This is a genomic window from Slackia exigua ATCC 700122 (genome assembly GCF_000162875.1).
In the GTDB taxonomy this organism is placed as follows: Bacteria; Actinomycetota; Coriobacteriia; order Coriobacteriales; family Eggerthellaceae; genus Slackia; species Slackia exigua.
Map to the genome: position 1 here is coordinate 316203 of NZ_GG700631.1, position 26974 is coordinate 343176.

General features: G+C 62.1%; 19 protein-coding genes. 4 read left to right on the forward strand and 15 right to left on the reverse strand.

From position 1 onward, the window contains the following. On the forward strand, positions 1-351 hold a 351-nt coding region (locus HMPREF0762_RS07430; RefSeq protein WP_006363008.1), incomplete at its 5' end, for an IS3 family transposase. A 706-nt stretch (positions 352-1057) separates the two neighbouring features. Here HMPREF0762_RS07430 and HMPREF0762_RS09415 read toward each other — a convergent pair. The 7 genes from HMPREF0762_RS09415 to HMPREF0762_RS07460 form a co-directional block, all read right to left on the reverse strand. Further along, entirely contained in the window at positions 1058-1723 is a 666-nt protein-coding gene (locus HMPREF0762_RS09415; RefSeq protein WP_245935526.1) for a hypothetical protein, read from the reverse strand. Between the two features lie 558 nt (positions 1724-2281). Continuing rightward, entirely contained in the window at positions 2282-2737 is a 456-nt protein-coding gene (locus HMPREF0762_RS09265; RefSeq protein ID WP_156784559.1) for a hypothetical protein, read from the reverse strand. An 87-nt stretch (positions 2738-2824) separates the two neighbouring features. Further along, positions 2825-3781: a DMT family transporter gene (locus HMPREF0762_RS07440; protein ID WP_006363012.1), complete on the reverse strand. Its 957-nt coding sequence runs from the start codon at positions 3779-3781 to the stop codon at positions 2825-2827. Next, positions 3778-5571, reverse strand: a complete 1794-nt coding sequence (locus HMPREF0762_RS07445; protein ID WP_245935525.1) for an NTP transferase domain-containing protein — start codon at positions 5569-5571, stop codon at positions 3778-3780. Before HMPREF0762_RS07445 ends, HMPREF0762_RS07440 begins: the two co-directional genes overlap by 4 nt. A gap of 221 nt (positions 5572-5792) precedes the next feature. Then, a complete protein-coding gene (locus HMPREF0762_RS07450; protein ID WP_245935524.1) occupies positions 5793-7433 on the reverse strand; it encodes a L,D-transpeptidase family protein in 1641 nt (546 codons plus the stop codon). An 86-nt stretch (positions 7434-7519) separates the two neighbouring features. Then, entirely contained in the window at positions 7520-9301 is a 1782-nt protein-coding gene (locus tag HMPREF0762_RS07455; RefSeq protein ID WP_006363016.1) for a phosphotransferase, read from the reverse strand. A gap of 78 nt (positions 9302-9379) precedes the next feature. Then, positions 9380-11449, reverse strand: coding sequence for an N-acetylmuramoyl-L-alanine amidase family protein (locus HMPREF0762_RS07460; RefSeq protein WP_006363017.1), 2070 nt, complete (start codon positions 11447-11449; stop codon positions 9380-9382). 205 nt (positions 11450-11654) lie between these two features. Here HMPREF0762_RS07460 and HMPREF0762_RS07465 point away from each other — a divergent pair, with 205 nt between their 5' ends. Together HMPREF0762_RS07465 and HMPREF0762_RS07470 are read left to right on the forward strand one after the other, a co-directional pair. Continuing rightward, on the forward strand, positions 11655-13367 hold the full coding sequence (locus tag HMPREF0762_RS07465; RefSeq protein WP_006363018.1) for an Ig-like domain-containing protein: 1713 nt from the start codon (positions 11655-11657) through the stop codon (positions 13365-13367). Between the two features lie 93 nt (positions 13368-13460). Further along, on the forward strand, positions 13461-14552 hold the full coding sequence (locus HMPREF0762_RS07470; protein WP_006363019.1) for an acyltransferase family protein: 1092 nt from the start codon (positions 13461-13463) through the stop codon (positions 14550-14552). Between the two features lie 4 nt (positions 14553-14556). On the opposite strand, the gene HMPREF0762_RS07475 is transcribed toward HMPREF0762_RS07470, so the two are convergent. The 8 genes from HMPREF0762_RS07475 to HMPREF0762_RS07510 all read right to left on the reverse strand — a co-directional run bounded on the left by HMPREF0762_RS07475 (position 14557) and on the right by HMPREF0762_RS07510 (position 26168). After that, a complete protein-coding gene (locus HMPREF0762_RS07475; RefSeq protein WP_006363020.1) occupies positions 14557-16344 on the reverse strand; it encodes a LicD family protein in 1788 nt (595 codons plus the stop codon). Between the two features lie 29 nt (positions 16345-16373). Continuing rightward, positions 16374-17705 (reverse strand): class II D-tagatose-bisphosphate aldolase, non-catalytic subunit, encoded by a 1332-nt coding sequence (locus HMPREF0762_RS07480; protein WP_006363021.1) that lies wholly within the window; start codon positions 17703-17705, stop codon positions 16374-16376. Further along, positions 17706-18758 (reverse strand): galactitol-1-phosphate 5-dehydrogenase, encoded by a 1053-nt coding sequence (locus HMPREF0762_RS07485; protein WP_006363022.1) that lies wholly within the window; start codon positions 18756-18758, stop codon positions 17706-17708. Positions 18759-18818: 60 nt separating this feature from the next. Continuing rightward, the gene (locus HMPREF0762_RS07490) at positions 18819-19535 is read right to left on the reverse strand and encodes an IspD/TarI family cytidylyltransferase (protein ID WP_009076273.1); all 717 of its coding nucleotides are present in this window, start codon (positions 19533-19535) and stop codon (positions 18819-18821) included. A gap of 42 nt (positions 19536-19577) precedes the next feature. After that, positions 19578-20633 carry a hypothetical protein gene (locus HMPREF0762_RS07495; RefSeq protein WP_115314243.1) on the reverse strand — a complete coding sequence of 352 codons (1056 nt, stop codon included), beginning with the start codon at positions 20631-20633 and terminating at the stop codon, positions 19578-19580. After that, positions 20617-22221 carry a LicD family protein gene (locus HMPREF0762_RS07500; RefSeq protein WP_160150967.1) on the reverse strand — a complete coding sequence of 535 codons (1605 nt, stop codon included), beginning with the start codon at positions 22219-22221 and terminating at the stop codon, positions 20617-20619. The genes HMPREF0762_RS07495 and HMPREF0762_RS07500 overlap by 17 nt, the downstream gene beginning before the upstream one ends. 92 nt (positions 22222-22313) lie before the next feature. Next, on the reverse strand, positions 22314-24272 hold the full coding sequence (locus HMPREF0762_RS07505; protein ID WP_006363026.1) for an NlpC/P60 family protein: 1959 nt from the start codon (positions 24270-24272) through the stop codon (positions 22314-22316). Positions 24273-24425: 153 nt separating this feature from the next. After that, positions 24426-26168 carry a phosphotransferase gene (locus tag HMPREF0762_RS07510; protein WP_115314288.1) on the reverse strand — a complete coding sequence of 581 codons (1743 nt, stop codon included), beginning with the start codon at positions 26166-26168 and terminating at the stop codon, positions 24426-24428. Between the two features lie 458 nt (positions 26169-26626). Here HMPREF0762_RS07510 and HMPREF0762_RS09340 point away from each other — a divergent pair. Further along, a partial coding sequence (locus HMPREF0762_RS09340) for a hypothetical protein (RefSeq protein WP_040619432.1) occupies positions 26627-26974 on the forward strand: 348 nt, incomplete at its 3' end.

A 26974-nucleotide genomic window follows, 5' to 3' on the forward strand; every position in this document is an offset into this window, starting at 1 on the left:
AGCCTGCTCGCGGCGCTCGCCCAGAGGCGCCCGGGCGCGCGGACGACCGTCCATTCCGATCGCGGCGGCCACTACCGCTGGCCGGGATGGGTCTCTATCTGCGAGCGGCACGGGCTGGCGCGCTCCATGTCGCGCAAGGGGTGCACGCCCGACAACGCCGCGATGGAGGGGTTCTTCGGCAGGCTGAAGAACGAGTTCTTCTACTACCGCGACTGGCGCGGCGTGAGCGTCGACGGATTCGTCGCGAGGCTGGAGTCCTACCTCGAGTACTACCGGAGGGACAGGATCAGGGAATCGCTTGGGTGGCTGAGCCCGGACGAGTATCGGAGGAAGCTCGGATACGCCGTGTAGGCGGTCCAAGAAATCGTCCGCATCCCCAAGCGGCCATATTTTGACACTTGAGGCGTATTTCACTTCCAATGCCTGCGAATCCGCCCATCCAACACTTGCGAATCCGCCCGCCCAACGGATGTATCCGTTCCCGCTCGACAGATGCATCCGTCCAATGAGCCTGCCCGCTCGGCGAATCCATTCTCTCGCGTTCGTGCGCGGCGACACTCGGCGCAGCTTCCGACCCCCAATGGCCTGGTCCGTCTTCTTTCTAACTGCACTCCCCATCTCCAATGAAGAGCAACGCGCATCAGAAAGCAGGATACGCCGTTGTTCCATCTCATACCCTATTTCGCTCTCTCGCTTCTTACGCTGCCGCTCCCATAATGAATGCTTGACTGCGCAGCTCCATCGCCTACCCTGTTTCACTCCCTCGTTTCCTATCCCATTTCACCTCCTCATCTCCTATCCCCTCACCACGCTCCCCGCCCTCCCATCGATTCCACCGAAAATGCCTTATTCAACGAAGCCAAGATCCGATGGAGGACTCGTTGTCGATCATGCCGAAGACGTTGTCGAAACCGAAGATGCCTCATCCAACGAAGCCAGATCCGAGACACCGGAGGAGCGCCCCCCCCCCATCGCCCTCGCTGCGGCCTTGGCGCCAGCATCTTCTTCGATCCGCAATCCTTGACGCCAACGTCTTCTTCGATCCGCAATCTCGTTCTCAGTTCCAACCGCCCGGCTTCAACAGCGCAGCATGCAGGGTATGGCGAATATGCTCCTGCTTCGGCGTAAGGAGACGTCTGCGCAATCCCAGCGCTTTACGCAGCTCGTCCGCGAACTCTTCCATCATGGGAAGAGATGCGAACCTTCTTCTTGTAACCGTGAGAACATGGATGCCCCTATGCTCGAGCAGATCCCTGCGCAGCGCATCGCGTTCTATCCTCTCGGCGTTCGCATGGAACGAATCGCTGTCGTATTCAACCGCGACGTCGGCCGCGCGCCACAGCAAATCGCATTTCAAAAACGAACCGCTCGGCTGCTGGCTTCTTCGAGCATTCTTGACGCAGCCCTTCGCCCTCTCCTTAAGTATTCCGGAATCTGTTTCTTTCGCGACCTCTTGAAACGATCCAAGATCGACGCATGTGCTCCTCCAGGAAAGAGAGCTCCTATCTCGCGCATCCCCTGCATTGACCTCGACACCGCCATTTTCACGTCTCCGAAAAGCTCCAACGCCGTCCATGGTTCCCCGTCCAACCTTGATGATGCCGTTCATCTCAGGTGTTGAAAATCCGAATCCTCCCTTGCAACGCGGCAGAGCAAGCATGATCTCGAGCACGGTTTCGCGGGGCGATGCCGAATCGTCGACGACGTAGCGCATTGCCTGCACGGCGCGAGCCCTGCCGTATGCAGAAGGAAGCTCGCGGAGTCGACGCGCAAGCGTTACGCGTCGCACCAAAGGTTCGATAGAGAAGGCGATCTCATCCCGTAGCACGGCGTATTTTCCGCACAGTTCGTCTCCAAGCCGAATCATATCCACAAGATCGAGCATCTCGCCCATCTGACAGAAGCAGAGCGCCGGAGAGACTGCGAATACATCGGGTGCGATCTGGAAAAATACCCTGGACGAGAAATCATGCGTTGTCGAATGCGCGCGTATTCCCCGCACTTTATCGTTATGTCGTCCCTGCTTGACAAGGACATGCATGTCGTCACGCAGCGCAAGCGCATCCAGGGCCGAAGGCTTGAAAACCATCGCGAGGCGCGCGAGTTCCTTCTGCGTCGCTCGAGCAGAAGGCAGAGGCGAACTGCAAGCAGGAACGATCTTGCATCCTTCGTAAAATGCACGAGAGCGCCCGATGCGCACGTTTGTCCAAAACGCCAATGCAGAGCTATGGGAGAGTATGATGGCCATGCGTCCATGCTGCCATGGCGACCTTGCCGATTCCTATTGAAATCCTGCCGAACTCATATGAAGGATGCCCGCCGTCAGCATAGGACGTTCATCAGTGTTTCCGAATCCATGATCGCCAATGCTTCCAATCCATGGCTGCTTCCAATCCATGGCTGCTTCCAATCCATGGCTGCTTCCAATCCATGGCTGCCAATGCTTCCAATCCATGGACCGCATAGACGTGAGGGATGGTGCGAGATGCCGCCCGACACATTCACCATGGGTGATGCCGCGGGCCTTGGCGTCGACCGGGTTGATCCACAGCTGCTGGCGCGCGACGATAGAAAACGCGCGGTCTCGCTCTTCGACGAAAACCGCGCGCCAAGTCGAACCATCTAAGCCAGGACCATCTAAATCCGAACCATCCAATCCAGAACCATCCAATCCAGAACCATCCAGTCCCGAATCATCCAGTCCCGAACCTTCTAAGCCACGCAATCGTCTCAACACGTCATCGGCGTCGTCGCCCCGAATGGAACGGGCAAGTCCACAATCCCAAACCTTCTAGGCCACGCAACCATCTCAACCGCAACCGCTCTACTCCGCGAGCTGCGCGTCCTTCTTCATGCGTCCGAACAGCTCGTTCCAGTCGCTCGCCGCAAGGACCGTTCCCACGACGATGACGACGCAGCACACGACTTGCAGCAGCGTGACCTGCGCGCCGAGAATCACCGCGCCGAAGACGACGGCCCAGGCGGAATACGAGATGTTGACCGCCATGCCGCGCGCCGCCCCGATGGTCGAGATGGCCTTGTAGTAGCACAGATACGATGTCGTGCCTGCAATCGCGGCGCCCACGATGACGAGCGTGCCCATCGAAGGCACGACGCTCGCCGTGAAGCCCCAGGCGCCGAAGGCCGGGATCACGAACAGGCCGTAGGCGAGCGCCGAGGTGGTCTCGCGGATGTGAAGGGCGGTCTCGTTGTCCACCGCATCGTCGCGCATGCCCCAGGCGCAGATGACCGCCTCGGAACCCCAGCCGACCAGGCACACGAGCGCGCCCGCCACGCCGATGATCGGATTGCCGATCGCATCGGACCCGGCTGCGGCGTATCCCATCACGCACACGCCCGCAAGCGCGGCCAGAAGCGCCACGACCTGCTTGAGCGACATCTTCTCCTTGAGGAAGAGCACCGCCATGAGAGACCCGAACGCCGGATAGAACGCCGAGATGATCGCCGTGTACCCCGCGCCGATATTGCCGATGGCGAAGACGTATCCCGACATGCCCAGAGGGCCTCCCAGAAGCGCCGCCGCCGCGACGGCCTTGCCGCTTCTCGTCTTCAGCGCGGCGAGCGTGTCCTTCAGGCGACGCTTGCCGCCCATGTAGGCGAACAGCCACACGGCGCAGAACGCATCGTGCAGGAAGGCGCCGGCCAGAGACGCGAGCACCGCGGTCTCGGGGCTTCCCAGATAGGGAGCCATCGCCAAGGCTATCCCCAAGATGACCGTATCGAGGCCCCAAAGGCAGCCGCTCAAAAGCCCGTATCTCATGCTTCATCCCCTTCATACCATTCCAGCGCGCGCGCCAGATATTCCTTCGCATACGACCGGTACACGTAGCTCCATTCGCCGACGTTCTCGCCTTCGAATTCCTTGTAGATCGACCATACCGACCAACACCAACCCGCAAGGCCGACGAACGCCGCCACGTGGCGCTTCTCGGCGAGCGTGGGCTCATGGCCGAAATACGCCTCGAGCGCGGCGACGAACTCATCGTGCGAAAGCTTCGAGCAGACCGTGAAAGTGCCCAGGTCGTTCGCATAATCGCCCATGCCTGCGTATTCCCAGTCGATGAGATACAGGGCGTCGTCGGCGCCGACGAGGAAATTCAGCTCGAAGAAATCGTTATGCGTGACGCACGGCTCGCCGCCGTCCGCACGCGCATACGCGCGCACCTTGCGCGCACGGTCGGCCATATCCCAGAACCGAGGGATGTCGATGCAACGTTTCGCCTGGATGAGCTCTATGTAGCGGCACCCTTCGTCGTAGTAGTCGAACGAGCGGGCCAGACGTCCGTCCGCTGCATGCAGATCGCGCGCATACGCCATCGCGCGCGAAAGCTCGACGGGATCATGCGCGTTGAGCGGACGGCAATCCGGAATGAAGCGCGAGATCTTCCAGCCGGCATCCGGGTCCTCGTAGACGAACGTCTCGTCCAAGCCCAGATCGCGCGCCAGCATCTGCGCCTCCATCTCGGATGCGCGATCGATCAGATCCTCGGTGCCCACGCCTGGATTACGGTAGACGTATTCCCCGGCTCCTTCGGCACCGTCCTTCACGCGGAAATGGCACGAGAGGTTGGTGAGCCCTTCGCTCAACGGGTAGAAGTCGTATACGTCCTCGATGCCGCAGCCGAGCGTATGCGTGATATGGACCAGGGCATCGGAATCGACGTTCGTGATGAACTGAGGGTCGAAGGCGCGCAGCTCGTCGATGCTGTCGAATTCGAAGATGGTCCCAGGCGCGTACGGCACCAGACGCATGTCGAGTTCGTCCAGATGGGCGGCGAAAACGTCTTCCCAGAGCGCATCGGCGTCGTCGGGACATGCGGTCGCCTTCTCGATCAGGGGCGCGAAACGCTCCGAGAATGCCCGATCGAAATACGCCTGGCCGACCATCACCCATGCATCGCGCCCCCCTACGGCGACATCCACGATGCGGCCATCGTCGTCGATCGAGGCGCACCATTCCTCGGTCGCACCGGTTGCACGCTGGGCGGCATAGTATGCATGCCGCTCGTATGCATGGAAGGGATTCTCGGAGAAGTAGTTGTCGGACACGCAGACATAGGTGTTCGCAAGCAGGTCGCGGGCGACATTGAGCGACGCATGGTTGTTGCGGGCGGCGAAATCGGGATTGACGACGATGCGCACGCCGTACTCATCCTCGAGATAGAAGAAATACTCCTTCATGTATCCGACGACGATGGTCACGTCGTCGATGCCGGCATCGTGCAGCTGGCGGATCTGACGTTCGATCAGGACCTCGCCATGAACCTCGAGCACTCCCTTCGGCTTCTTGTAGGAAATGGGCGCAAATCGCGTGGAAAGCCCTGCGGCCAGAATGACGGCGTTGTCCACCTTGTACGGCGCGAGCGCATCGAGGCCGGCCTGCGTGCAATGGCCTGCCGCATCGATCAGCCCGTGCGATACGAGCGCATCGAGCGTCCGGCCATCCAAGACCATGGGATCGCCTGCGGCGGAAAGCCCGAGAGCAATCCCAGGCGCAACCGCATCGACGGCGGCGGCGCGCACAACCCTGAATTCGATTTCCGAAAGCATGTATGCATCTCCCTGCATAGGCATCTGTGCCGATAATCGTTCGTGCGTAAGTATCGCATCTACGCGACGTGTGTTCAAATATTTTTAAGTAACGATTTTTTTGAACGATTTATGCAAAACCAACGGCTTCAGGCTGAAACCGACGGGAACCGATGCGAGAGGGCGCCATCCGCCACGCGAACGACGCCCTCGAAGCTTCATATCGGCAGGACCCGGCGATCCTAATCCACGCGCACCGTCGATCCCGAAGGAACGTTGTCGTAGATCCATTCAGCATCGTCGATATCCAGGCGCACGCATCCGTGCGAGATGTGATAACCCAGACGTCCGTCCAGGATGCCGCCGCCCGGACGATACAGCACGGAATGGAAGAGGTAGTCGCCGTAGAACTGCGTATAGTAATAGCAGCGGTAATTGCCATGGCCGAACACGTAGCCCTTCTCGCCCACCTCGAAGGTCCCCGTCACCGTAGGGGTCGAATACGCGCCCGAGGAGCAGGGGAAGCTGCGAACCTCGTAGCGGAAACCCTTCGCACCCTTGTAGATCGTCACCCAATTGCTGTCGGTATCGACGATGATCAGGTAGTTCGTATCGCTGTAGAACGAATTGGCGTAGATGAGATCGGAATCGGTGATCCAACGGCCCGATCCGGACAGGTAGTATCCGTCGACCGTGTCGTCGGTCGCCATGCGGCCCGATCCGTACAGGTAATACCAGTCGCCGTCGTATTCCAACCAGCCTGTGTCCATGCGTCCCGAACCGCGCAGGTGGTACCAGGAGCCCTTCACCTTGATCCAACCGGTGTCCATGCGGCCCGAGGCGCGCAGGTGGTACCAGTCGCCGGAAACCTTGGTCCACCCGGTATCCATCCGACCGGACCCCCGCAGGTAATACCAGTCGCCGCCGTCCTTGATCCAGCCGGTGTCCATGCGTCCCGAACCGCGCAGGTGGTACCAGTCGCCCTTCACCTTCGTCCAGCCCGTGTCCATCCTGCCGGAGGCGCGCAGGTGGTACCAGTCGCCATCGATATGCGACCAGCCTGTGTCCATCCTGCCGGATTCACGCAGGTAATACCAGTCGCCGCCGTCCTCCAGCCAGCCGGTGCGACTGCGACCGGTCGATTCCAAGTAGTACCATGCGCCATCGGCCTCGGCGTCCTTGAACCAGCCGCTCTTCGCCGATCCGTCGGCGTTGAAATAATACCAACGGTCGTTCGGCTTCGCCCAGCCGGTCCTCATGATGCCGGTCTCGTTGTCGAAGTAGTACGTCGATCCCTCGATATCGATAAGGCCCTTCTGTTCGAGATTCGTCTCGGGATCGAAATAATGGATCTCGCCGTCGACTTCCGCCTTGCCGGAAGCCTTCGTGCCGTCAGGCATCACATAGATGCGTCCGCCCTCGACATCATGCCAGCCGGGAGTAGACGGATCACCCTCCGGGGCCGCAGGGGCCGCGTCCGGGAAACCGGAACCCTCGCCAGGCGCAGGAGCCGCGGAAGCATCGGCGGCAGGCGTTTCGGAAGGCGCAGGCGCAGGAGATGCGTCAACGCCAGGGGTATCGCCCGTCGGCGAAGAAGCGTCTTCGGCAACGCCGGGCGCCGCAGCGTCCGCCGAGCCGTCCGCCGTGCCCGAAACGCCGTCGGAACCCGCGTCCGCCGCGTCGCCGTCGGGCGAGGCAGCGAGGGCAGATGAAGGGGCGCCGCCGGCCGGAAGGGCCGCATCGTCGGCATAGGCGTATGCGGGAGAACCGAAGACGCAGGTCGAACCAAGAGCCGCAGCCGCTGCGGCAAGCGCGGCGGACATCAGGCAGAACCGGCCGACGCGAGAAAACGCCGCCACGTGACGAGTCCGAAGATCATTCATGAAAACCACCTGAAATAGAAAGAAACACCCTTGTGCGCAGAATACCATTCCATCAAGGAGGTGCGGCCATGAAGGTCGCGAGCGTCTCAAGCCTCGTCCAGAATGGCGATGAATTCCTCGGCGCGCCGTCCGTACGCCTTCGCGAATCTATACCAGGAATGCAGGGGCTCATCGACCGACTTGCCCATCATGTCCTGATACACGGCGCGCACGAAGCGGTCGAAGCTCACGAGCGACAGGCAGGCGACGTAGCGTGCAAGGGCAAGAGGCTCGGGCGCATGCCCCGCATACGATTCGAACGCAGCGATGGCATCGTCGAAGGAATAATCGGCGCAGCAGCAGGCGAATGTTGCCGGATCGACTTCAGGCCAGGTCATGCCGGCGCGCTCCCAATCGATGACGCACAGTCCCTCGTTGCCGAGAATCAGGTTGTCAGCGCAGAAATCGCCGTGGGACAGCACGATGCCGCTCTCGGTCCTCGCAAGGAACGCATGGAGGCGGCGGGCCTGTTCGTGCATCTCGGGGAAATCCCTGAACGAGATGCGCCGATCGGCGGACAGGGCTTCGAGATAGCTCTCGGCGTCCTTGAGCGGATCGGCAGAACGTTCGACGACCGCCCCCGACGCATGCAGCGTGCGCGCCGCCGCCATGGCGGCATCCACGTGCGCGGCGTTCCTTCCGTCGAACGGCTCGCATGCGGCGATGAAACGCGAGAGCTTCCACCCGTCGGTCACGTCCTCGAAGATGAACGATCGATCGAGGCCCAGCTCATACGCGATGGATTCCGCCGCGACCTCGGCGCTGCGGCGTATGAAGGCATCCGACCCGACGCCGGGATGACGGTACGCGTAACGCCGGCCCTTCACCTCGAAGGCGAATGAAAGGTTCGTCAGACCCTGCTTAAGGGGCACGATGCCGTGGATGTCCGATCGTGCGCAGCCGAGCATGCGGCACACATGGTCCATGATGGCCGAATCCACGTTGTCTATGAAGTCCGAGTCGAATTCCTGCAAGTCGGCAAGAGAGTCGAATTCCCAGATCACGCCATCTTCATAGGGATGCATGACCATAGGAAGCTCGTCGATATGGGCCGCGTAGATCTCTTCCCAGAGGCGCGGGGCGCATGCGGGATCGTCGTACTCGGCATCGAGGATGCGCCCGAAGGCTTGGGAGAACGCACGATCCCAGTAGACATGGCCGAGCATGATCCAAGAATCGCGCCCGCCGACCTCGACGCCCGAGATCAAGCGCTCCTTGCCTTTGGTGACCAGGCACCACTCCTCGGTCGGACCGCTCGCGAACGTCGCCGAATAGTAGGCGCGGAAGACGTACGGTTCGAAGGGGTTTTCGGTGAAATAGTCGTCCGACGAGCAGATGTAGGTGTTGCCGAGCAGGTGCTGCACGCAGCGGATCGTCGAGTTGTTGTTGCGCGTGGCGTATTCGTGGTTGATGACGATGCGCACGCCGAACAGGTCTTCAAGGTAGAAGAATTCCTCTTTCTTGTAGCCGACGACGACGGTGATGTCGTCGATGCCGGCCTCGCGCAGCTGGCGGATCTGACGTTCGATCAGCACCTCTCCGCGCACGCGCAGAACGCCCTTGGGCTTTTCATAAGAGATGGGCGCGAAGCGCGACGACAGGCCCGCCGCCATGATGACGGCGTTGTCGACCTTGAACGGCGCGAGCGCGTCAAGAGCTGCATCGGTCGGCGCAAGAGAATCATCGACCAGGTCGAATGCTCTGAGCGCCTTGATCGTGGCATTCGCCGTGCCGAGCGACAGCCCCGATGCCGCGGCCACCGCGCGCTGCGTGCGCGCGCCCTTCGCATAGATGGCGTAGAGCGCCTCGAATTCGTATGAACCAAGCATGCGCGCATCCGTTCTGTATCGGCGGGAAAACGTAGGTGCCATTATACGCCGTGCATCCACCCGGGCCGAAGACCGGGATTATGCCGCAGGCTGCGCATCCGACAGGCTCGCGGCCGCCTCGTCGCGCACAGCCGTGCTGCCATCCGGTCCTGCAGGCCCGACCGACGCAGTCTCGACATCGGAATCGATGGCAGCGCCCTGGTCGCCCGTCGCATCCCCCATCTCCTCCATCTCCGCCGCTTCCGTCGCGTCGGCCGCATTGACCTGCGCGCCCGATGCGTCATCGGCATCGTCCTGCATGTCCGTCCTCAACGCGTGGGGCGCGGCGTTCGCGGAATCGGGCTCCTGCAGCACGCCGCTGCTCGCGAAGGTGTAGGTGACGCCGTCGATGACCTGGGTGCCCGTGAGCATCGCACCGCTCTTGTCGAAGTAGAACGTGCGCTCCTTGCCGTCGTAGACGATCTTTTGCCAGCCGGTGAGCATGCGGCCGCCCTCGTCGCCCGGCATGAAGTAGAACCAGCGCATCGAGCCGTCGTGCTCGATTTTCTGCCACCCGGTGAGCATCTTGCCGTCATCGTCGAAGCGATACCAGTTCACGTACGGTTTCTGCCAGCCGGTCAGGCGATGCCCGTCATCGTCGAACAGATACCAGGATCCGTCGATCCTCTGCCAGCCGGTGGCCATCGCGCCGTCCGCGCCGAGATAGTAGGTGTTCACGCCGCCGAAATACCAGCCGCGCACGAGCGCTCCGCTGCCTTCGAGCAGATAGTATGAGCCGTCGATCTTCTGCCAGCCAGTAAGCATGCGGCCGCTTCCCGCCAGATAATAGCGCTCGCCGTCCGCATCCTGCCAGCCGGTGCGCATGCGATGGTCGTCGCCGAAGAGGAACCATGAGGCGGTTCCGCCGTAGTCGAGCTTCTCCCAACCCGCATACGCGACGCCGCTGCCGGAAAACGCGTACCAGGAACCGCCGATCTTCTGCCAGCCGGTGAGCATGACGCCGTCGTCGGTGAAGTAGAAGTCGCGATCTGATCCGTCGTAGGGAATCGTCCTCCAACCTGTGAGCATCTGTCCGCCGGAGTTGCCGGTGCGGAAGTAGAACCAGCTCATCGTGCCGTCGTAGCGGATCTTCCGCCAGCCCTGCACCATCGCGCCCGACGAATCGAGGTAATACCAGGCCCGCTCCGGCTTCTGCCAGCCGGTGAGCATATGGCAGCCGTCGTCGAACAGATACCAGGAGCCGCCGATCTTCTTCCACGTGTCTTGGACGGCGTATCCGTCCTTATCGAAGTAGTACCAGGAACCGTCGATCTCTTCCCATTCGCTCGTGAGCGGCTCGCCTTTCACCACGAACGTCCACCCTCCGGCTTTATGGATCCACTGACCCAGATAGCCGAGGCAGTCGGTGAGCTCCTTCTTGTAGCGGTTCTGCCAGCCCTGATGATACTGAGGTTGAGACGGGTACCGCGCCGCCACATTGTCGACGACCGCGTTGCAGGCCGCGCGTGCGAACTGGCGATCGGACATGCCGGCGCTCAGACCCGCCTTGTCGAAGAAATACAGGCAGCCTGTCTGGCCGAAGAGGTTGCACATGCCCCAGCAGAGGCCTTTGATGCAGTCGGAACGCTCGGAAAGATCGATCCCGTACCGCGACTTCATGATCCTCTGCACGGGCCGGTAGTACTGCTGATATGCCCAAGCGTCCTGGTAGCCGGCGAAAAGCTCCGGATCGCTCTTGTGCGCGGCCTTCCACGCCGCGTTGAGGGTCACGCCGAACGATGTGAAATGCACGTAGCCGTCATCATCCGTGTAGACGACGTCTTTGTTCTTGAAATCCCCGCTCGAATACTCCAAGGCCTTTCCCAGCGCCTTGAAGATATGCGGATGGTCGTCATAGCACGTCTGCATGAAATCGCGCAGGCCGTACCGACGATCGAACTGGTAGTAGCCCATCGCGTTGTAGTCGTCGCCCGAGCTGAAGGTCTGCGCGTAATTCTGGGAGCTCTCGTACTTCGCGAAGTACTTCATCTCATCGGACAACGACATGGGCTCAAGAGCGCAGGCGGGCTTCGGCGCCATTCCCTCGATGCACAGCGCGACGCAGCATGCGCATGCCAGGGCGAGGAGGACCTTGGTCAAAGCGTTCATATCAAACCTTCCCGACGCGCAGGCTGCGTTTACGGAGGGATGCCGAGGAAATGCCGTCGGCGTTGCGCGTCGTGCAGCATTCGCGATTCGCACCGCGTCCTTGTTTGCTGCATAATGTGAGACTACCTGCCGTAACGTGTATAGACGAGACCCTTCGGTCCTGTTTTCGCCTAAAAAGTGCAACATCTCCTCAAGAAAGGCCGCCATGACCGTGCCATCCGCCCCGAAACAGGCCTCACGCCCCGCAATCGCCCTTGTCGCAGCCGCAATCGCTGCGCTTCTGGCCATGTCTTTCCTTGCGCTCGCGCACCCCGCCTTCCTTGCGCGCCCCGCCTTCGCCGACGACGCGGGTGCAGATGCCGCCTTGGCCGCCGACGCGAATCAAGGCGATGCTTTCGCGGCGGCCTCGATGCCATCCGATCGAGAATCGGACGATCCTGTCGATGAAGCCGCCACGGGCGCCGTCGTTCGCGGCGAAGAAGGATCGACGGTCGCGGGCAATGGGGACGACGGCGCAGCCGCAGGCTTCTCGCTCGATGCGGCAGAGCTCGCATTCGCGAACGCAGGCGAAACGCACCGGCTTGCCGCGATCGGCGCATCGGGCTCCGTGACCTGGACAAGCTCGTCGGATGCCGTGGCGAACGTATCGCCCGAAGGTGTCGTGACGGCGACGGGGTTCGGCACCTGCGCGATCACCGCAACGGACGAAACGGGCGCGGTCGCGATCTGCGCGGTATCGGCATCGCAGCTCATCTACGACGAGCTCGACCGACCCCATTACCTCAACCCCGACGGTTCGAAGGCGGTCGGGTTGCAGAAGGTCGGAGCGGCGATCTTCTTCTTCGACGGAAACGGCGATCCTCGGACCGGATGGATCGACCACGAAGGCGTCTGGTACCTGTTCGACAGCAAGACGGGCACCGCGGCGCAGGGATGGCGGCGTGCCTCCTACAACGGCGACGATCCCTCGTGGTACCTCTTCGACGATGAGGGCCGCATGCTCACCGGCTGGCAGAAGGTCGGAAGCGCATCGTACTGCCTGGGCGAATCCGGACGCATGCGGACCGGTTGGATCAAAGACGGAGGCTCCTGGCATCACCTCTCATCGTCCGGCGCGGCCGATACGGGTTGGGCGCGCCTTGCATGGAACGGCACGATGTCATGGTACCTTTTCGATGACGAAGGCCGTATGCGCACCGGCTGGCAGAAAGACGGCGGGAAATGGTACCTGCTCGCCGAATCCGGCCGCATGCTCAAGGGCTGGCAGAAAGACGGCAGCTCCTGGTTCCGCCTGGCCGATGCCGGCGGCGCCATGGAGACGGGCTGGGTCGAAGACGGGGGATATTGGTACCACCTGCGCGCCTCCGGCAGGATGGACACCGGTTGGACGAAACTGAGCGGCACCTGGTACCACCTGCGCGATTCAGGCCGCATGGACACGGGATGGGTGAAGACCGGCGGCGTCTGGTACTGCCTCATGCCGAACGGCGCCCTTCCCACCCTCGACGGCGTGCAGGACGGCACGCTCACCAAGCGGCAGAGAGACATGGTGGCGTCCTGCTACACCGTTCCTTCTCCCGGCGGCAACCTCTGCTCGGAGTGGGTCGATCGGGTCTATCGCGACGCGACGGGGACGTCGTACGTCTATCCCGGCGATGCGTGCAACATGTACTGGGACTTCTGCAATTCCAAGGATCCGGCCGACCTCAAGGTCGGCATGGAGGTCGCCACATCCTCCCATCCGCACACCTGGGCCGGATCCATCTGGGGACACATCGGCATCTACATCGGCAACGGGCGCGTCATGGACAACGTCGGCTATATCCGCACGGTCGACCTAGGATCCTGGGTCTGGTGGTATGGGCAGACCCATGCGGTCTACTGGGGCTGGGACGAAAACGACGACCTATCGAAATAAGCGCCCGCCTGCCGATGCGGTCGTACGACGTAAGCCGTGGGCGTATAATCCATGCAACTTCCCCATCCATCACGCCGCAAGGAGAATCCGCCCTTGAAGCCCTTCAGGCTCGATATCGTGAGCACCTATCGCGCGCCTCTGTACGGGTTCGCGATACTCTGGATCGTCATCTACCATGCGACGATCGATAGCGTCGACTTCTCGTTCGGCATCGAGCAGCTCCTCTGGTTCAAGGGCATCATGGAGCTCGGCAACGCCGGCGTCGACGTCTTCCTCTTCCTTTCGGGCGTGTGCCTCTTCTTCTCGTATGCGAAGAAACCGACGCTGCATGACTTCATGAAGAAAAGGGCGGTGCGCCTCATCGTGCCTCTCGTCGTCATCGACTACGGGTACTGGATCATCCGCTGCCTCGTGCAGGATCCCGACCTGGGCACGGCGATGGCGCACTTCGTCTTGAAGGCCACGACGCTGGAGTTCTGGTTCACGGGCGTCGCCTCCGTCTGGTTCGTCTCGCTCCTCATCCCCCTGTATGCATGCTATCCGCTCATCCATGCGTTCCTCTTCGAATCGCCGCGCGGAAACGCGGCGGTCAGGCTCGTCGTCCTCGAAGCGCTCATCATCACGGTCGATCTCTCCCTGTGGGCATACGTCCCCGATTTCTACTACATGATCGAAATCGCCATCGGACGCATCCCCGTGTTCGTCTTCGGCTGCTTCGCGGGAAAGTACGTCTACGAACGCCGCACCTTGAGCTGGTGGACCTGGATCATCGTCGCGGCAGCGGCCGTGACCTTCGTATCCCTCAAGCCCACCGATCTCATCGTTGTTCCTTGGAACCGCTTGTTCCAGGCCCTCGGCGGCATTTCCCTCAGCTACGCGATCTGCGGCATCTTCGCGATCTTCGACAAACCGGGCGCGCCCGAGAAGCCTGCGGCGATGCGGTTCCTATCGTTCGTCGGCGGATTCTCGCTCGAACTCTACCTCACGCATATCGCGCTGAACCAGATCTACTCCTTCACGCCCCTCTACATGGAAGGCGCGCTTCTTCCCTACCTTGTCGTGGCCGCCGCGGCCGTTTTCGCTGCATGGGGCGCGCGGGAATACGCCATCGAACCCGTCTCGAAATGGATGCTATCCAAAGAAGACGGGGCGCATCGCGACCGAGCGCCCCGCAGGCGCCCGTAGACGTCTATTCGTCGGCTTCCTCGGCGGCGAGCTCTTCGGCCTCGCGGCCGCCGCCCACGCCCTCTTCATCGGACCAGAGCAGCAGGTCATGGCCGGCACGCTGATGCGGATACGGCAGCACCATGAAGTTGCCGTACTGCATGCGCAGGAAGACCTCGGGGTTGTTCGGCAGCATGATGTCGAGCCCGTCGAAGCTCACGCGCTGCGCGGGATACAGGTCGGACACCTTCGCCATCGTATACGACGGAACGAAGCAGGCGACGTACTGCAGACCCTCTTCGGCCGCCTGGTCGTTGTAGGTCCCGGCCACCTCGTCGAAATGGCGCTGCGTCTCATCCAGCGACAACGACCAGTAATGGTGCGCCAGCAGGCGCCCGTTGATCTGCGAGATGAGCCAGTCGATGTTCTTCTTCGCGCCGACGCTTGCCGACTGGGCCTTCGGATATTGGCGGTTCACGATGCGGTTATGCGCCCGCGCCGCCGCCTTGACCTGCCCGCGGAACGCGCGCTGCTCGGACGGATCGTTCGGGATGTAGTCGAACGGGAACACATCCACGCAGATGCCCTTATGGAAATCGCGGAACTTGTTGTAGTCGGTGATGTAGGTGGTGCCGTTCATCCTGACCTTCGAGAACAGGTATGGGATGTTCGGATCGGTCTCGCGCGTCTGCAGGAAGAAGCGCTCGCCGTCGAGCAGCGCGCCCGCCTCGGCCTTGAAGCGTTCGTAGTCGGCACGCATCATGCCGATATCGATGTCGTCGTCCCACGGGATGAAACCGCCGTGACGCACGTAGCCGAGCATCGTGCCGCCGCATGCGAAGTACTGGATGCCGAGCTTCTGGCAGATGCGGTCGATCTCGGCGACGATCTCCTTCGCGTCCTCCTGAAGGCGGCGCAGTTCGGGGGTCGTCTCGATAATCGGCTCCTTCGCCCAGATATCGGGACGAATCGGACAGTAGATCTGGATGCCTGCGAACGGAAGGCGCTGCATCTCGCCGAAATCGGTGATGGGAACCGTGACGGAGCGCCATCCCGCGACGCGCGTGACGTTGCTCATGCCCCGCCCTGCGTACTTGCGCGCGCGATGATGCATGAGCCATGAGGCGAACCGAAGCGGCAGGAACCGATAGCGCAGACGCGCACCATGCTGGAAACGTGTCACGCCCTCGTCGTCGATCATGAGCTCGCGCGCGTTCATGGCGCGCTTCATGATGGTGTTGCGCCTCTTCATCTGGCGGAAGAACTTCTTGCGCGTGAAGAAGTCGTCGGGCACCTCTTCGAAGACGGGCAGCTCGAACGATCCGCGCACCTGCATCGGCAGGGACGACCCGTCGAACACGACCTTCCCATCGTAGAGGACCGGAGTCGGTTCGAGCGCGGTCACGCGCGGGTAGATGGCGTCGATGTCCCGGTAGCGCTTCTTGGCAAACGTCGTATCGAAGCGCCAGCCCAGCTCCTCGACCTCTTCGTCGGTCAGACGGCGGCAGGCGCCGACCAGCCGGTCGTAATCCGCGCGCAGGATGCCGAGCTCGAGCTCGGCGTCGCCCGGCAGGAAGTCGGCATACGACACCACGCCGCGCAGCGTCTTGCCGTAGGCGAAGTACTTGATGCCATGCAGGCGGCAGAAGGCGTCGAACTTCGCCAGAAGCTCGACGTTCGCCGCGCGCGTGGCGGAAAGGACCTGCGCCGCGCGCAGGTCCTCGTAGGTCTTGATGTCGTAGTAGGACTCTCCGAACGCCTGCTTGATGAAATCGATGTCTTCAGACGTCCGGAGCGTTGAGATGTCCGCCATAGCGTGCGTTCCCCCTTGAAGCACTCGTCTTAGAAGAGCGGAGCCGAAAGAGGCTCGCCCACGCCGCAGTAATCGGTCGCACGCAGGTAGCCGTCGATGGCATCGCCGATGTGATCCCAGATGATGTCGGCGGCTTCGTTCTTCAGAGCGCCGATGCGCACGCGATAGTACTGGTTGGGCAAGTACTGGCTCAGCATGCAATGCGGAATCTTGTTGCCGGACAGGTTTTCCACCAGCGCGTCGCGGGCCGCGACGACGGCCGGCTGCGCGAAATAGTAGCGGCAGCGGTCGTAGAAGCTATAGGCGCGCGCGATGCGCTGCTCGTTGGGAGTTCCCTGGTAGTACGGAGCCCACGACTTCGGGTTCTCGAGCATCGTGCGCTCGAGCACCTCGCGATAGTCGGACCAGACCTCGGGCGTCTCGGCGTAGATCTCGCGCTCGATCTGCTCGAGGGCGAAGAGCGCCTCGCGCAGCGCGAAGGTGAGCGCCGGGCCGACCTTCAGGATGGCGACGCCGTCTTCGCACATGGCGGTCAGGTTCGTCGTGGTCTGGTAATCGCTCGAATGGCCCTCGATGCACAGGGGCTCCTTGCGCATCGCGGCGACGAGGTCGGCCGCGCGCGTGCGATCGTACTCGTCGATCCTGAACTCGTGGAATTCGACGCCCATCTCGACGACGATGGCGACGACGCGCCCGAAGGCCTTTTCCAGGCCCAGACGCTCGAACTCCTCGCGATAGATGCGGATGGTGTTGTAGGCGTCGTCCGCCGTGGTCACGCCCATCTCGCCGGCGTTGAAATCGCCGCCGGGCACGGGGACCTCGCTGCCGATGACATAGACGAGCTCAGGCGCCTCGGGGTGCGATTCCTTGTATTGGGCATAGGCGTCTTCGGCCGCACGGCACAGGCGCGCACCGCGCTCGGCGCAGGTCTTGGTCATGAAAGGTTTCGCCGGGTCGTCGGATGCGACGCGCATGCTGGTGTCCAGGTGAATCTTCTTATAGCCGGCGAGCACGCATTCGCGTACGAGCTCCTCGGCGTTCACGAGCGCTTCTTCCTCTTCGCAGTCCACCCAGGGCAGCGGGCCCAGATGGTCGCCGCCGACGATGACCTGCTCCCAAGGCACCGCGTTCTCCTCGGCGAGACGGCGTACGAAATCGGCGAAGTCGAACGGGGTCATGCCCGTGTAGCCGCCGAGCTGGTTCACCTGGTTGGATGTGGATTCGATCAGGGCGGGCGTCCCGGTCTTGCGCGCGCGGATGAGCGCGGCGCGAATGACGTCCTCGTTGGCGGAGCAGCACGAATAGATGCCGGCGCGACGGCCTTCCTTGTTCTTCTTCACGATTTCCTGCAGCGTAATCATCTAGTGTTCCTCCCAAGAGTCGATGAGAATCTTGCCTTCGACGTCGCGCTTGGCGTAACGCTCGAAGGCATCCGATGTGTCGGAGAGATTGTAAACCGTATCTAACATCTCGGGAACCACCCTCATGATTCCTTGATTGAAGAAACGGTTGACGATATCCCATTCGACACCCGGCCACGGCTTGCTGTAGGACATCCACGAGCCCCCGACCGTGAGTTCCTTGCGGTTGATCGTCTCCCACTGCTTCGCGGTGAAGGCCACGTCGCGCGACGGCGTGCCGATGAACATGACGCGGGCCTTGTTGGCGGCCAGCTCGAACGAATCGAGGATGGTTTCCGGCGTGCCCGCGGTATCGAAGACGTAGTCGAAGCGGCGCCCGTCGTTCAGAGCGAGCACCTGGTCGAGCCAATCTTCCTCCAGCGTGTCGGCGAGCTTCGTCACGCCGGCGGCGCGGGCGGCGGCGGCCTTCGGGGCCGAACGCACGGTGGCGACCACGTTGGACGCGCCGTAGCCGGAAAGCGCCTGGGCGCAGAGGATGCCGATGGTCCCGCAGCCCACGACCGCGGCCGTGGCCTCTTCCTTGAAATGCGCGAGCTCGATGCCGTGGATGGCGACCGCAGCGGGCTCGAAGAACGCGCCGTCCAGATCGGGCACGTCATCGCCGAGGAACACGACGTTCTTCTCGGGCAGCGTGACGTATTCGGCCATGCTGCCCTGGGAGCGGGAGCCGACGAAGCCGTAATGGCCGCAGAGCGAATAGTCGCCCTCCAGGCAATCCTCGCATTCCATGCAGGGCTGCAGCGGAACGCCGGCGACACGACGTCCGACCAGGTCGGAGGAGACGCCGTCGCCCACCGCGACGATTCGGCCCGAGAATTCGTGCCCGAGCACGAGCGGGAAGAAATGCACGCGCCCTTGGAGGACGCGCGGCACGTCGGACCCGCAGACGCCGGTGTAGTGGACCTTGACGACCACTTCGCCGGCGGCCGGCTCCGTGCGTTCGATATCTTCGTAGACGATCTCTTGCGTGCCGTGCAGCACCGCAGCTTTCATAGGCGCTCCCTTGCGATGAGAATCGCGCGGCCCGATGACCGCGCGATTGGAATCGTTGTCCTAGAAATAATAGTTATGGAAGAGCTTCTTGAAGGCTTCCATGTCGTTTCGATAGGTAATCTTCAGGTTGATGAGGTCGGTCGGCACGACTTCGATCGGTATGTCGAACGCCAGCGCAAGGGCGCCCGCCGACGTGTAGTTCTCCAGCTCGTCGACCGAAAGGGTGCTGTAGATGCCCCAGATGCGCGAGAACTCGAAGGCCTCGGGGCTCGCGCCCGTCACCACCGTCTGACGCGGGATGACGCGCTCGAGCATGCGGGTTTCGGGGTCGATGCCGTAGACGGTGTCGTACTGGCATTCGCCCATCGTCGCGCCGCCGTGGGCCGCCGCAGCGGCGGACAGCTCTTCGAGATGCGCCTCGTCGACGTAGGGGTGCGTGACGTCGTGGATGAAGACGATATCGCCCGCGACCGCGGATTTCGCCGCCTCGGTCAGGCCGTTCTTGACGGATTCGGAGCGGCTCGCGCCGCCGTTGACCACGGCCCAGTCGATGCCGAGCCCGAGGTTTCCGACCCATTCGCGCGTATAGTCGACCCAGTCGCCGTTGCAGACGATGACCATGCGGTCGGCGAAATCGATGCTCGCATACTTCTCGACCAGGTAGCTGAACGTGGGCTTGCCCTCGACCTCGACGAACTGCTTGGGAACGGGCGCGCCGAAACGCGTGCCGGACCCGCCCATCATCAGAAGGAGGATCCGCTTGTACGTACGTGACATTCCATGCTCCTTAAACGCCATGCAGGCAGATGAACGTATGGATTATACCGTTTCGAGCAGCGGATGGCCCACGCCGCGCTCGCGCAGGACGTCTTCGATGCGGGAGGTGCGGTACGCCTCGGGAATGCGCGAGACGAGCTTCTCGGCGCCTTCCTTGCCCAGACGGCGTTCGAGAAGGGGCATGCACAGATCCAGCAGATCGTCGTCCACGGACAGGCCGAGCTTCTGCGTATTCCAATACACCATGCGCTCGACCAGGGGTTCGAGCACGGTCTCGAACTCTTCGGCGCGCGCGGGGTCCTTCGACATGGCGACGAGGTCGGCTTCGAGGGGATAGTAGGTTTCCCACAGATCGAAGCGGTTCTCGGTCCTCGTCAGGTAGAGCGGATAGCGCAGGGTCTTCTTGTAGAACGGGTTGTACTTCTCGCGGACCCAGTCGCGATACTTCGCGCGGAACACACGGTTCGGCCACCGCAGCATCCTGCGCACGACGGGGGACGCCATGAACCGATGCGGATCGGTGTCCGTGTCGAACGTGAGGTAGATGTCGGATTTCGGCGTGAAGTACGGCCATTTCGCCGTGCGCCAGCTTTCGCCCGCAAGGGCCGTGAGGTACGCGTCGGCATCGGCGAACGCCCAGAACTCGCCGTCGTCCAGCTTCACGCGGCGAAGCTCGTCGAAGATGGTGCCGGGCAGGACGAACGACCCTCTGCGCTTGCGGGGCTTCGATCCCGTCCATGAACCGTCGGAAGACCGGTTCAGGATCGCGATGGCGATACCGGGAACGGGCAGCTTCTCCACCGGCTCGTCGACGAAGTTGATGGCGATGGCGTTCATATCCGCATACTTCGCCGCATGGCCGCGCTTCGAGAAGCCCACGATGCCGCGGCCTTCGGGAAGCACGGCCTCCTGGAGCCTGCGAAACGCCTCTTCGGTCATATGGACCGAGGTCTCGTACATCCCCCCGTGATAGCCGCCGAACTTCTCCGCATCCCATGCGGAATGGAACGCGAGCGCATACGGGATGTTCCGCTCAGCGCAGAACGCGTCGAATTCCTCCAGGAGTTTCAGGTGATGCTTCTCAATCGCGCTCGTCAAGGCCGAGCTCCTTCCTGTCATCCTTAGCGGCGAGGACCGTCATGCCGTTGTTCGAACGGACGATGATGTCTTCGAGCATGGCGGACGCCTCGTCCGTGCGGCCGATGCGCGCGTACGCGACGGCCTGGCGTCGTTCGATCTCGTCGTCGCCGGGAAATGCGGCGAGCGCCGTCTCGGCCGCCTCGGCGACCGCGCGCCAATCGTCTTCGCCTTCGGCGTCGCACGAGCGCAGATAGAGATCCGCATGCGTGGACACGAGCGCGTCGAGAACCGCACCGTCCTGCGCGACAAGGCGTCTGACCTCGTCCGTATCGTTGTAATCGATGGCGTTGTACACGCGGAAGATGGCTTCTATCTTGTTCTTGACCTCGAGGATGCTTTCGGGCAACGGTTCGTCGAGCGACCAGGACCTCTGCGTGATGATATGCATGATCTTGTTGTACATGCCGCGGTCGAAGAAGATGCGGCACGCGAGCGCGATCCATTCGTCCGACAGGCCGCCCCAGACGCGCCAGTACCACGGCTTCGAGGCGATCTGCGCATTCACGTAGTCCGTCAGGGCGGCTTCAAGGTCTTCGGGCACGTCTTCGGCATATTCCGAGGGAGATCCGAACGCCTCGACGCGCAGCCGCGCAGGCTGAAGGGACGTGCGGCAGTATTCAGGGGATACGTGCGCGCGCATGAGCACGTCCTGAAGCTCCTTGGCTTTGAAGGTCCGGTAGTTCTTGAGAACCTTCTCCTTGTCGAGGAACTGCATGTAGTCGTGCACGTACACGTCGTAGGGAATGTCGAGGTTTTCGACGTAATGGTAGCCGCCCGACCGGTTGCTCGGGTAATTGCGCCAGGTCACGCCGTAGCCGGCCTGCAGGAATTCGATGTATTTCTCGGGCACGTAGGACATATGCCCCTCGAAGGGCAGCTCCTTGTATGTGCCGAGGACGTCCTTCTCGATGACGCAGGCATCGACGCTGCCGCCTGTGAGCTCCATATAGGCCGTGCATTCTTCCTCGGGCGTCGAGAACGCGATTCTGTGCAGGTCTTCGAGCACCCGCTTCTCTCCGAAGATGCGGCGTTTGACCAAAGACTTCGCAAGGAGCCGACGCATGCTTTTCCTGCGCGAACGCTTGTTGAGCATCATGTGGTTCGTCAGCTCGTAGAACACGAGCATCGCATCCTTCGCACGCTCGCGCTTCTTCGGATCCTTCGGCAAAGGAACCAGGGGGAAGATGTCGATGGACATGCCGCACGGCGCAAGGTCCCAGGCAGACGCCCGGCGGATCTCGGTCGTGGCGGTGTCCACCAGGCGTGAGAAAAGCGACGGGTACCCAGGATTGCGGTAGATGTTGACGATCGCGCGGTTCGGCAGCGGGTCTTCGTCCCACGCCTTCAACAGACGCTGGTAGTCTCCCCACGTCGCGCTGATATCGAGATCGAAATCCCAGGGAATGAAGCCGCGATGCCTCACGGCGCCGAGCAGCGTTCCCCAATCGAGGAACACCTTGACGTCGTGGGCGCGGGCCCAGTCATCGAACTCGCAGTACATCGCAAGAAGATGCGCGAATTTGTCGTCCTTCGTATGAAGCGCCATGCCCCATCCCTCCGTCGTGCCGGCCATACGGGCAGCCGAAAAAATAGGCGCACCCCTGCGATGCGCCTATCGAACATCCGGTTTCCCGGCCATTATTTCACAAAGAAGCGCATGACGCCCGTCGGAGAGCTTCTATGGGACCAGAGGCTCGTAACGTGCACATCGTCGCCGAACGCTTCGATGATTTTGTCGTTGCCCAGGTATATCGCCACATGGCCGGGCCAGTAGATCACGTCGCCGCGCTCGCGCTGCGATAGCGAAAGATGCTGGACCTTACCGTAGTTCCACATATTATCGGCATCATGGCTATGCCATCCGTTCGCGCCGGTCATGTAATGCGTGTAGGGATTGAAGTCGTCGAAGTTCTTCGTGCCGCCGTCCAAATCCATGCCGCAGGCGTATGCGCATTGGAACACGAGGCCTATGCAGTCGACGCCTTCGCCCGGTCGCTTCGACCAGTTCCACACGTAGTCGGTGCCCCGATAATCGTACGCGCGATCGATGAACGCCTCGATGGCCTCGGAGCGGGTGGCGCTTTTGGCGATCCTCGAGGGCGTCGCGTAGTCGAAGCTCGAGCCGTACCCGTTGAAATACACGTTCTTGCTGCTCAGCTGATAGTATCCCGAAGGATTCTGGTACCCCGTCTTGTACGAGGTCGCGTAATCGCTCCACTCCCCGTTCGGACGCACATAGTAGTCGCCGACCCACTCGTCGGACGCCATGTCGCCCTGCTCATACAGGTAATACCATTCTCCGCCGACCTTCTGCCAGCCGGTGAGCATGCGTCCGCCGCTGGAAAGCAGGTACCACGTGCCATGAAGCTTGAGCCACCCCGTGTCCATACGGCCGTAATCATCCAGGTGGTACCAGCTGCCATCGACCTTCTGCCATCCGGTGCGCATGCGGCCCGACTCGCCGAGCAGATACCACGATCCGCCGCTCTTGATCCAGCCGGTCTCCATGGCGCCGCCGTCGAAGGCCATGTGGTACCAGGAACCTTCGTCCTTCTGCCAGCCCTTGAGCATGCGGCCGGAATCGGAGAGCAGATACCACTTCCCGTCGTCCTTCTGCCATCCGGTCAGCATGCGCCCGGATTCCGCAAGCAGATACCAGCTATCGTCGTCCCTGATCCAGCCCGTATCCATGGCACCGCCGGCATCGGCCATGTGATACCAGGAACCGCCGACCTTCTGCCAGCCTTTGAGCATGCGCCCGCCGTCGGAAAGCAGATACCACTTCCCGTCGTCCTTCTGCCATCCGGTCAGCATGCGGCCTTCGGCATCGAAGAGGTACCAGGACGCCCGGTCGTTCCACGTAAGACGGTTCCAGCCGGTAACGGCCGCGAAGGTCTTCGAATCGAAGTGCATCCAGACGCCGTCGTTTTTCTGCCAGCCGGAACGCGCCCAGCCGTTCGCGTCGAACAGATACCGCGACCCATGGACGCTTACCATGCCCTGGGCGCGCGATCCGTCGGGATGCAGGTACGCCAGGCGTCCGGATGCATCGCTGCGGTCGAAGGCACTGGCCTTCACCTCGCAGGATGCTTCGACGCCCGCATCGTCGCGCGCGATGATGCGGCAGGTTCCCGCACCGACCGCCGTGACGACGCCGCCGTCCGACACGGTCGCGACGCGCGGATCGGTGCTTTTCCAGGAAACGGCACCCTGGGCGCCCGCAGCGGCAAGCGTCGCTGAATCCTGGGCGTCTTCGAACATCAGCGAGGATTCGCTGAGGGTAAGCGCACCTGCAGGAGGAACGGCAGGTGCGGGAGATTCGGGGACGGGAGCTTCCGGCACGGCCTCGGATGCCGCGCCCTGTCCGGATGCGTCGGAGTTGCCGAGCGAATCGGCGGCCGTCGGGGTGGAGGCTTCGCTTGAAGCCCCTGCGGTTGCATCTTGCGAGGCCGAAGCGGCGTCGAGAAGAAGCTCATCTTCATCGGCGAAGGCGGGCACCGCGTAGAGGGATGCGCCGAGAACCGCTGCGCAGCATACGGCCGCAACCTTCCGCGATAGTTCGAACGAATTACCTTGAGCTGTAGTCTGCCCTGCCATGCATGCAATCCTTCACTGTCGTCATGTGCGATCCGTATGGTTCCCAGGATTCCTTCTGTCCATAGGTTCCTCGTAGGATACCGAGTGAACGGCATTTCGACCATCACAGCGCGTCAACATCTGGCATTCGACACTATCGACGCCCGACGCGGCCTAATCCCCTTCGGCGGCATAGGCCGGATCTATGGCCTGGAGCTCGGCGAACGTATCTATCTCGACGATATCGTCGAAGGAGCATTCCCTCACATGCACGTCATAGGCGTCCGCACGATGCACGAGCGCGACGTCATCCCAGAAGATCTGCGCGCAATCCCCGCCCTGCGCGAACACCGCGGGAATGTCCGCGGCGAGGCGCGCACCGTCCTCCTTCGTCCAGAACGAAAGACCTACCATCTGCCAGCAGGGCTTATCGCTTCCCTTCGCGATGCGCGTGATGGAGCCCTTCTCGTCGGCATCGAAGCACCAGTCCTCGGTCGCCGGGACGGGAATTGCCAGGTAGTTCGATTCGAACTGGTATTTCGTGACGAGCCCGGGGTTCGCGAGCAACAGATCCGACTCGAAGACGTAGGCGTTTTCGAAGCAGCCGGCGGCGGCTGCGGCGGACGATATGTTGTTCGTCGAATCGTAGAGGGGATTGTCGATGAACCTCAGCATGGGATACGCCGGAAGCAGCTGGTCGAATTCGTCTTTCAGATACCCCCTGACCACGTAGATCTCCTCTATGCCGACGGCGCGAAGGGCATCGATGAGCCGATCGATGATGCGGACGCCGTGGACGCGCACGAGCGGCTTGGGGGTGGTCGCGGTGATGGGAAGGAGCCTGCTGCCAAACCCGGCTGCGAGCAGGACCGCCCTCTTCGCGCGATACGGTTCGAGCGCTTGAAGCTCGTCCTCGCTCGCCTTCCCCGCCTCCGCGCGTGCGACCAGGCGATCGAATTCCTTGCGCGACATCCTCCTCGCACGAAGCGCAGGATCGCATCGGTACGACGGCAGGACCTGTGCGCCGAACCGTTGGGCCGCGCGGCGCCAGATATCCTGCCATTCGCCCATCGGATTCCCCTGCATCTCCTGGAACATCGACCAGACGTACCAGTAGAACCCGACGACGGCCGCGCACGCGAGGCAATGGCGGGCCTCGGCGGGCGTCGCCGGCCTCTGGAAATAGGAATCGAACAGCCTCGTGCAGTCATCGAGGGAGTACTCAGGGGTTTGTGCGATGAAATTCCCCAGGTCGCAGCCGTAGTCTCCCATGGCGGCGTATTCCCAGTCGATAAGCTGGAGACGGCCGTCCTTCACGAGGATGTTGGGGCCGTAGAAATCGTTGTGGCAGAAAACCTTCTCGCCTCTCTCGCGCGCAAGGAAGGCAGCCGCTTCATCGATGGTCGCGCGAAGTTCGGAGAAGCCGTCGGGTATCGGATACGACGCCTGCTCAAGCATGTCCAAGATGCGGAGCGCCTCTTCATGGAAGTCCAACGACCAAGGCGACGTCTCGCCGCTTCGATGAAGACGACGAATGAGTTCCATAGCGGCATCCACCTGCGCCTCGTCTCCATAGTCGAATTCGACGCATCCGGGTATGAAGCGGGAGATCTTCCAGCCCTCGATCGGATCCTCGTGCACGAACGTCGAATCGAGCCCCAGCTTGCGCGCGATGCCGAGCGCGTACGCTTCCGATGTGCGGTTGATGAGCGCGTCGGATCCGACGCCGGGATGCCGATAGATGTATGCCTCACCTGCGCACGAGAAGCGAAACGACTTGTTGGTAAGGCCTGCCGACACAGGCGCGACATCGACGATATCCCGCCGATCGCATTGAAGCGTCGCGCAGATGCGCTCGACGATGCGAGGGTCGATGCCGTCAAGAAAGGCTGCATCGAATGTCGTGTTATCGCCCATGGTATCCATCCGCCTTCGTGTCCGGCATTCGAGACGCGGGGCGGATGGTATCGGGCGCGCACAAGCCGATCCGTCGAGGCCGTCGATGCGATGCTGCAAAAAAACGAATGCATGATACCGCTTGCGAAGGAAGCGCGAAGGCGAGCGAGAATCCAAGCGGTCGGAACGGAGGGACGGCTGCGTTTGCCGCGTTCGATGCGTTCGATGCGCATTCGGCACACGACCGTCGTGTGCGGCCGCATGCCGAAGGATGCAAGTCAAACCCTTCCTCGATGCCAAAAAATCGACGTTTAGTATACCCTATAGGGGTATATTTTCGGTGCATAAGTTGTTATTGCAACGAAATGATGCTTGATTAAGGACGGTTTCGTTGTGAATACAACATAAATGATGCTCGAGATTCTCTAAAGGGGATGCGGACAAAAAGTTGGACCGCGAAGGTCCGGGAAGGGGTCCGCATGTACGACAGGAAGGTCGTCGAGCTGGCGCTGTGGGCGCTCGAGGAGGGCATGACGCAGGCCGAGGCCGCCGCGATCGCCGGCGTCGGTCGCGTGAGCGTGGGAAACTGGGCGGCCGGAAGGCTTCCGCACGACCGCGGCGTCCCGCTCAGGCTCCAGGGCCGGCGTGGTAGGATCCTGCCGACGGGGGAAGCGAAGCCTGCGCCGAAGGAGGATGCCGCGATGGGGCCGAGCGAGCGCGAGAAGGGGACCTACGAGCCGCCGAGGAGCGGGCCGCTGGCGGGCCTTGAGCCTGCCCAGATAGCGAACCTGCTGCTCAGGGCGGTGTTGGCCGACCTAAAAGCGGGC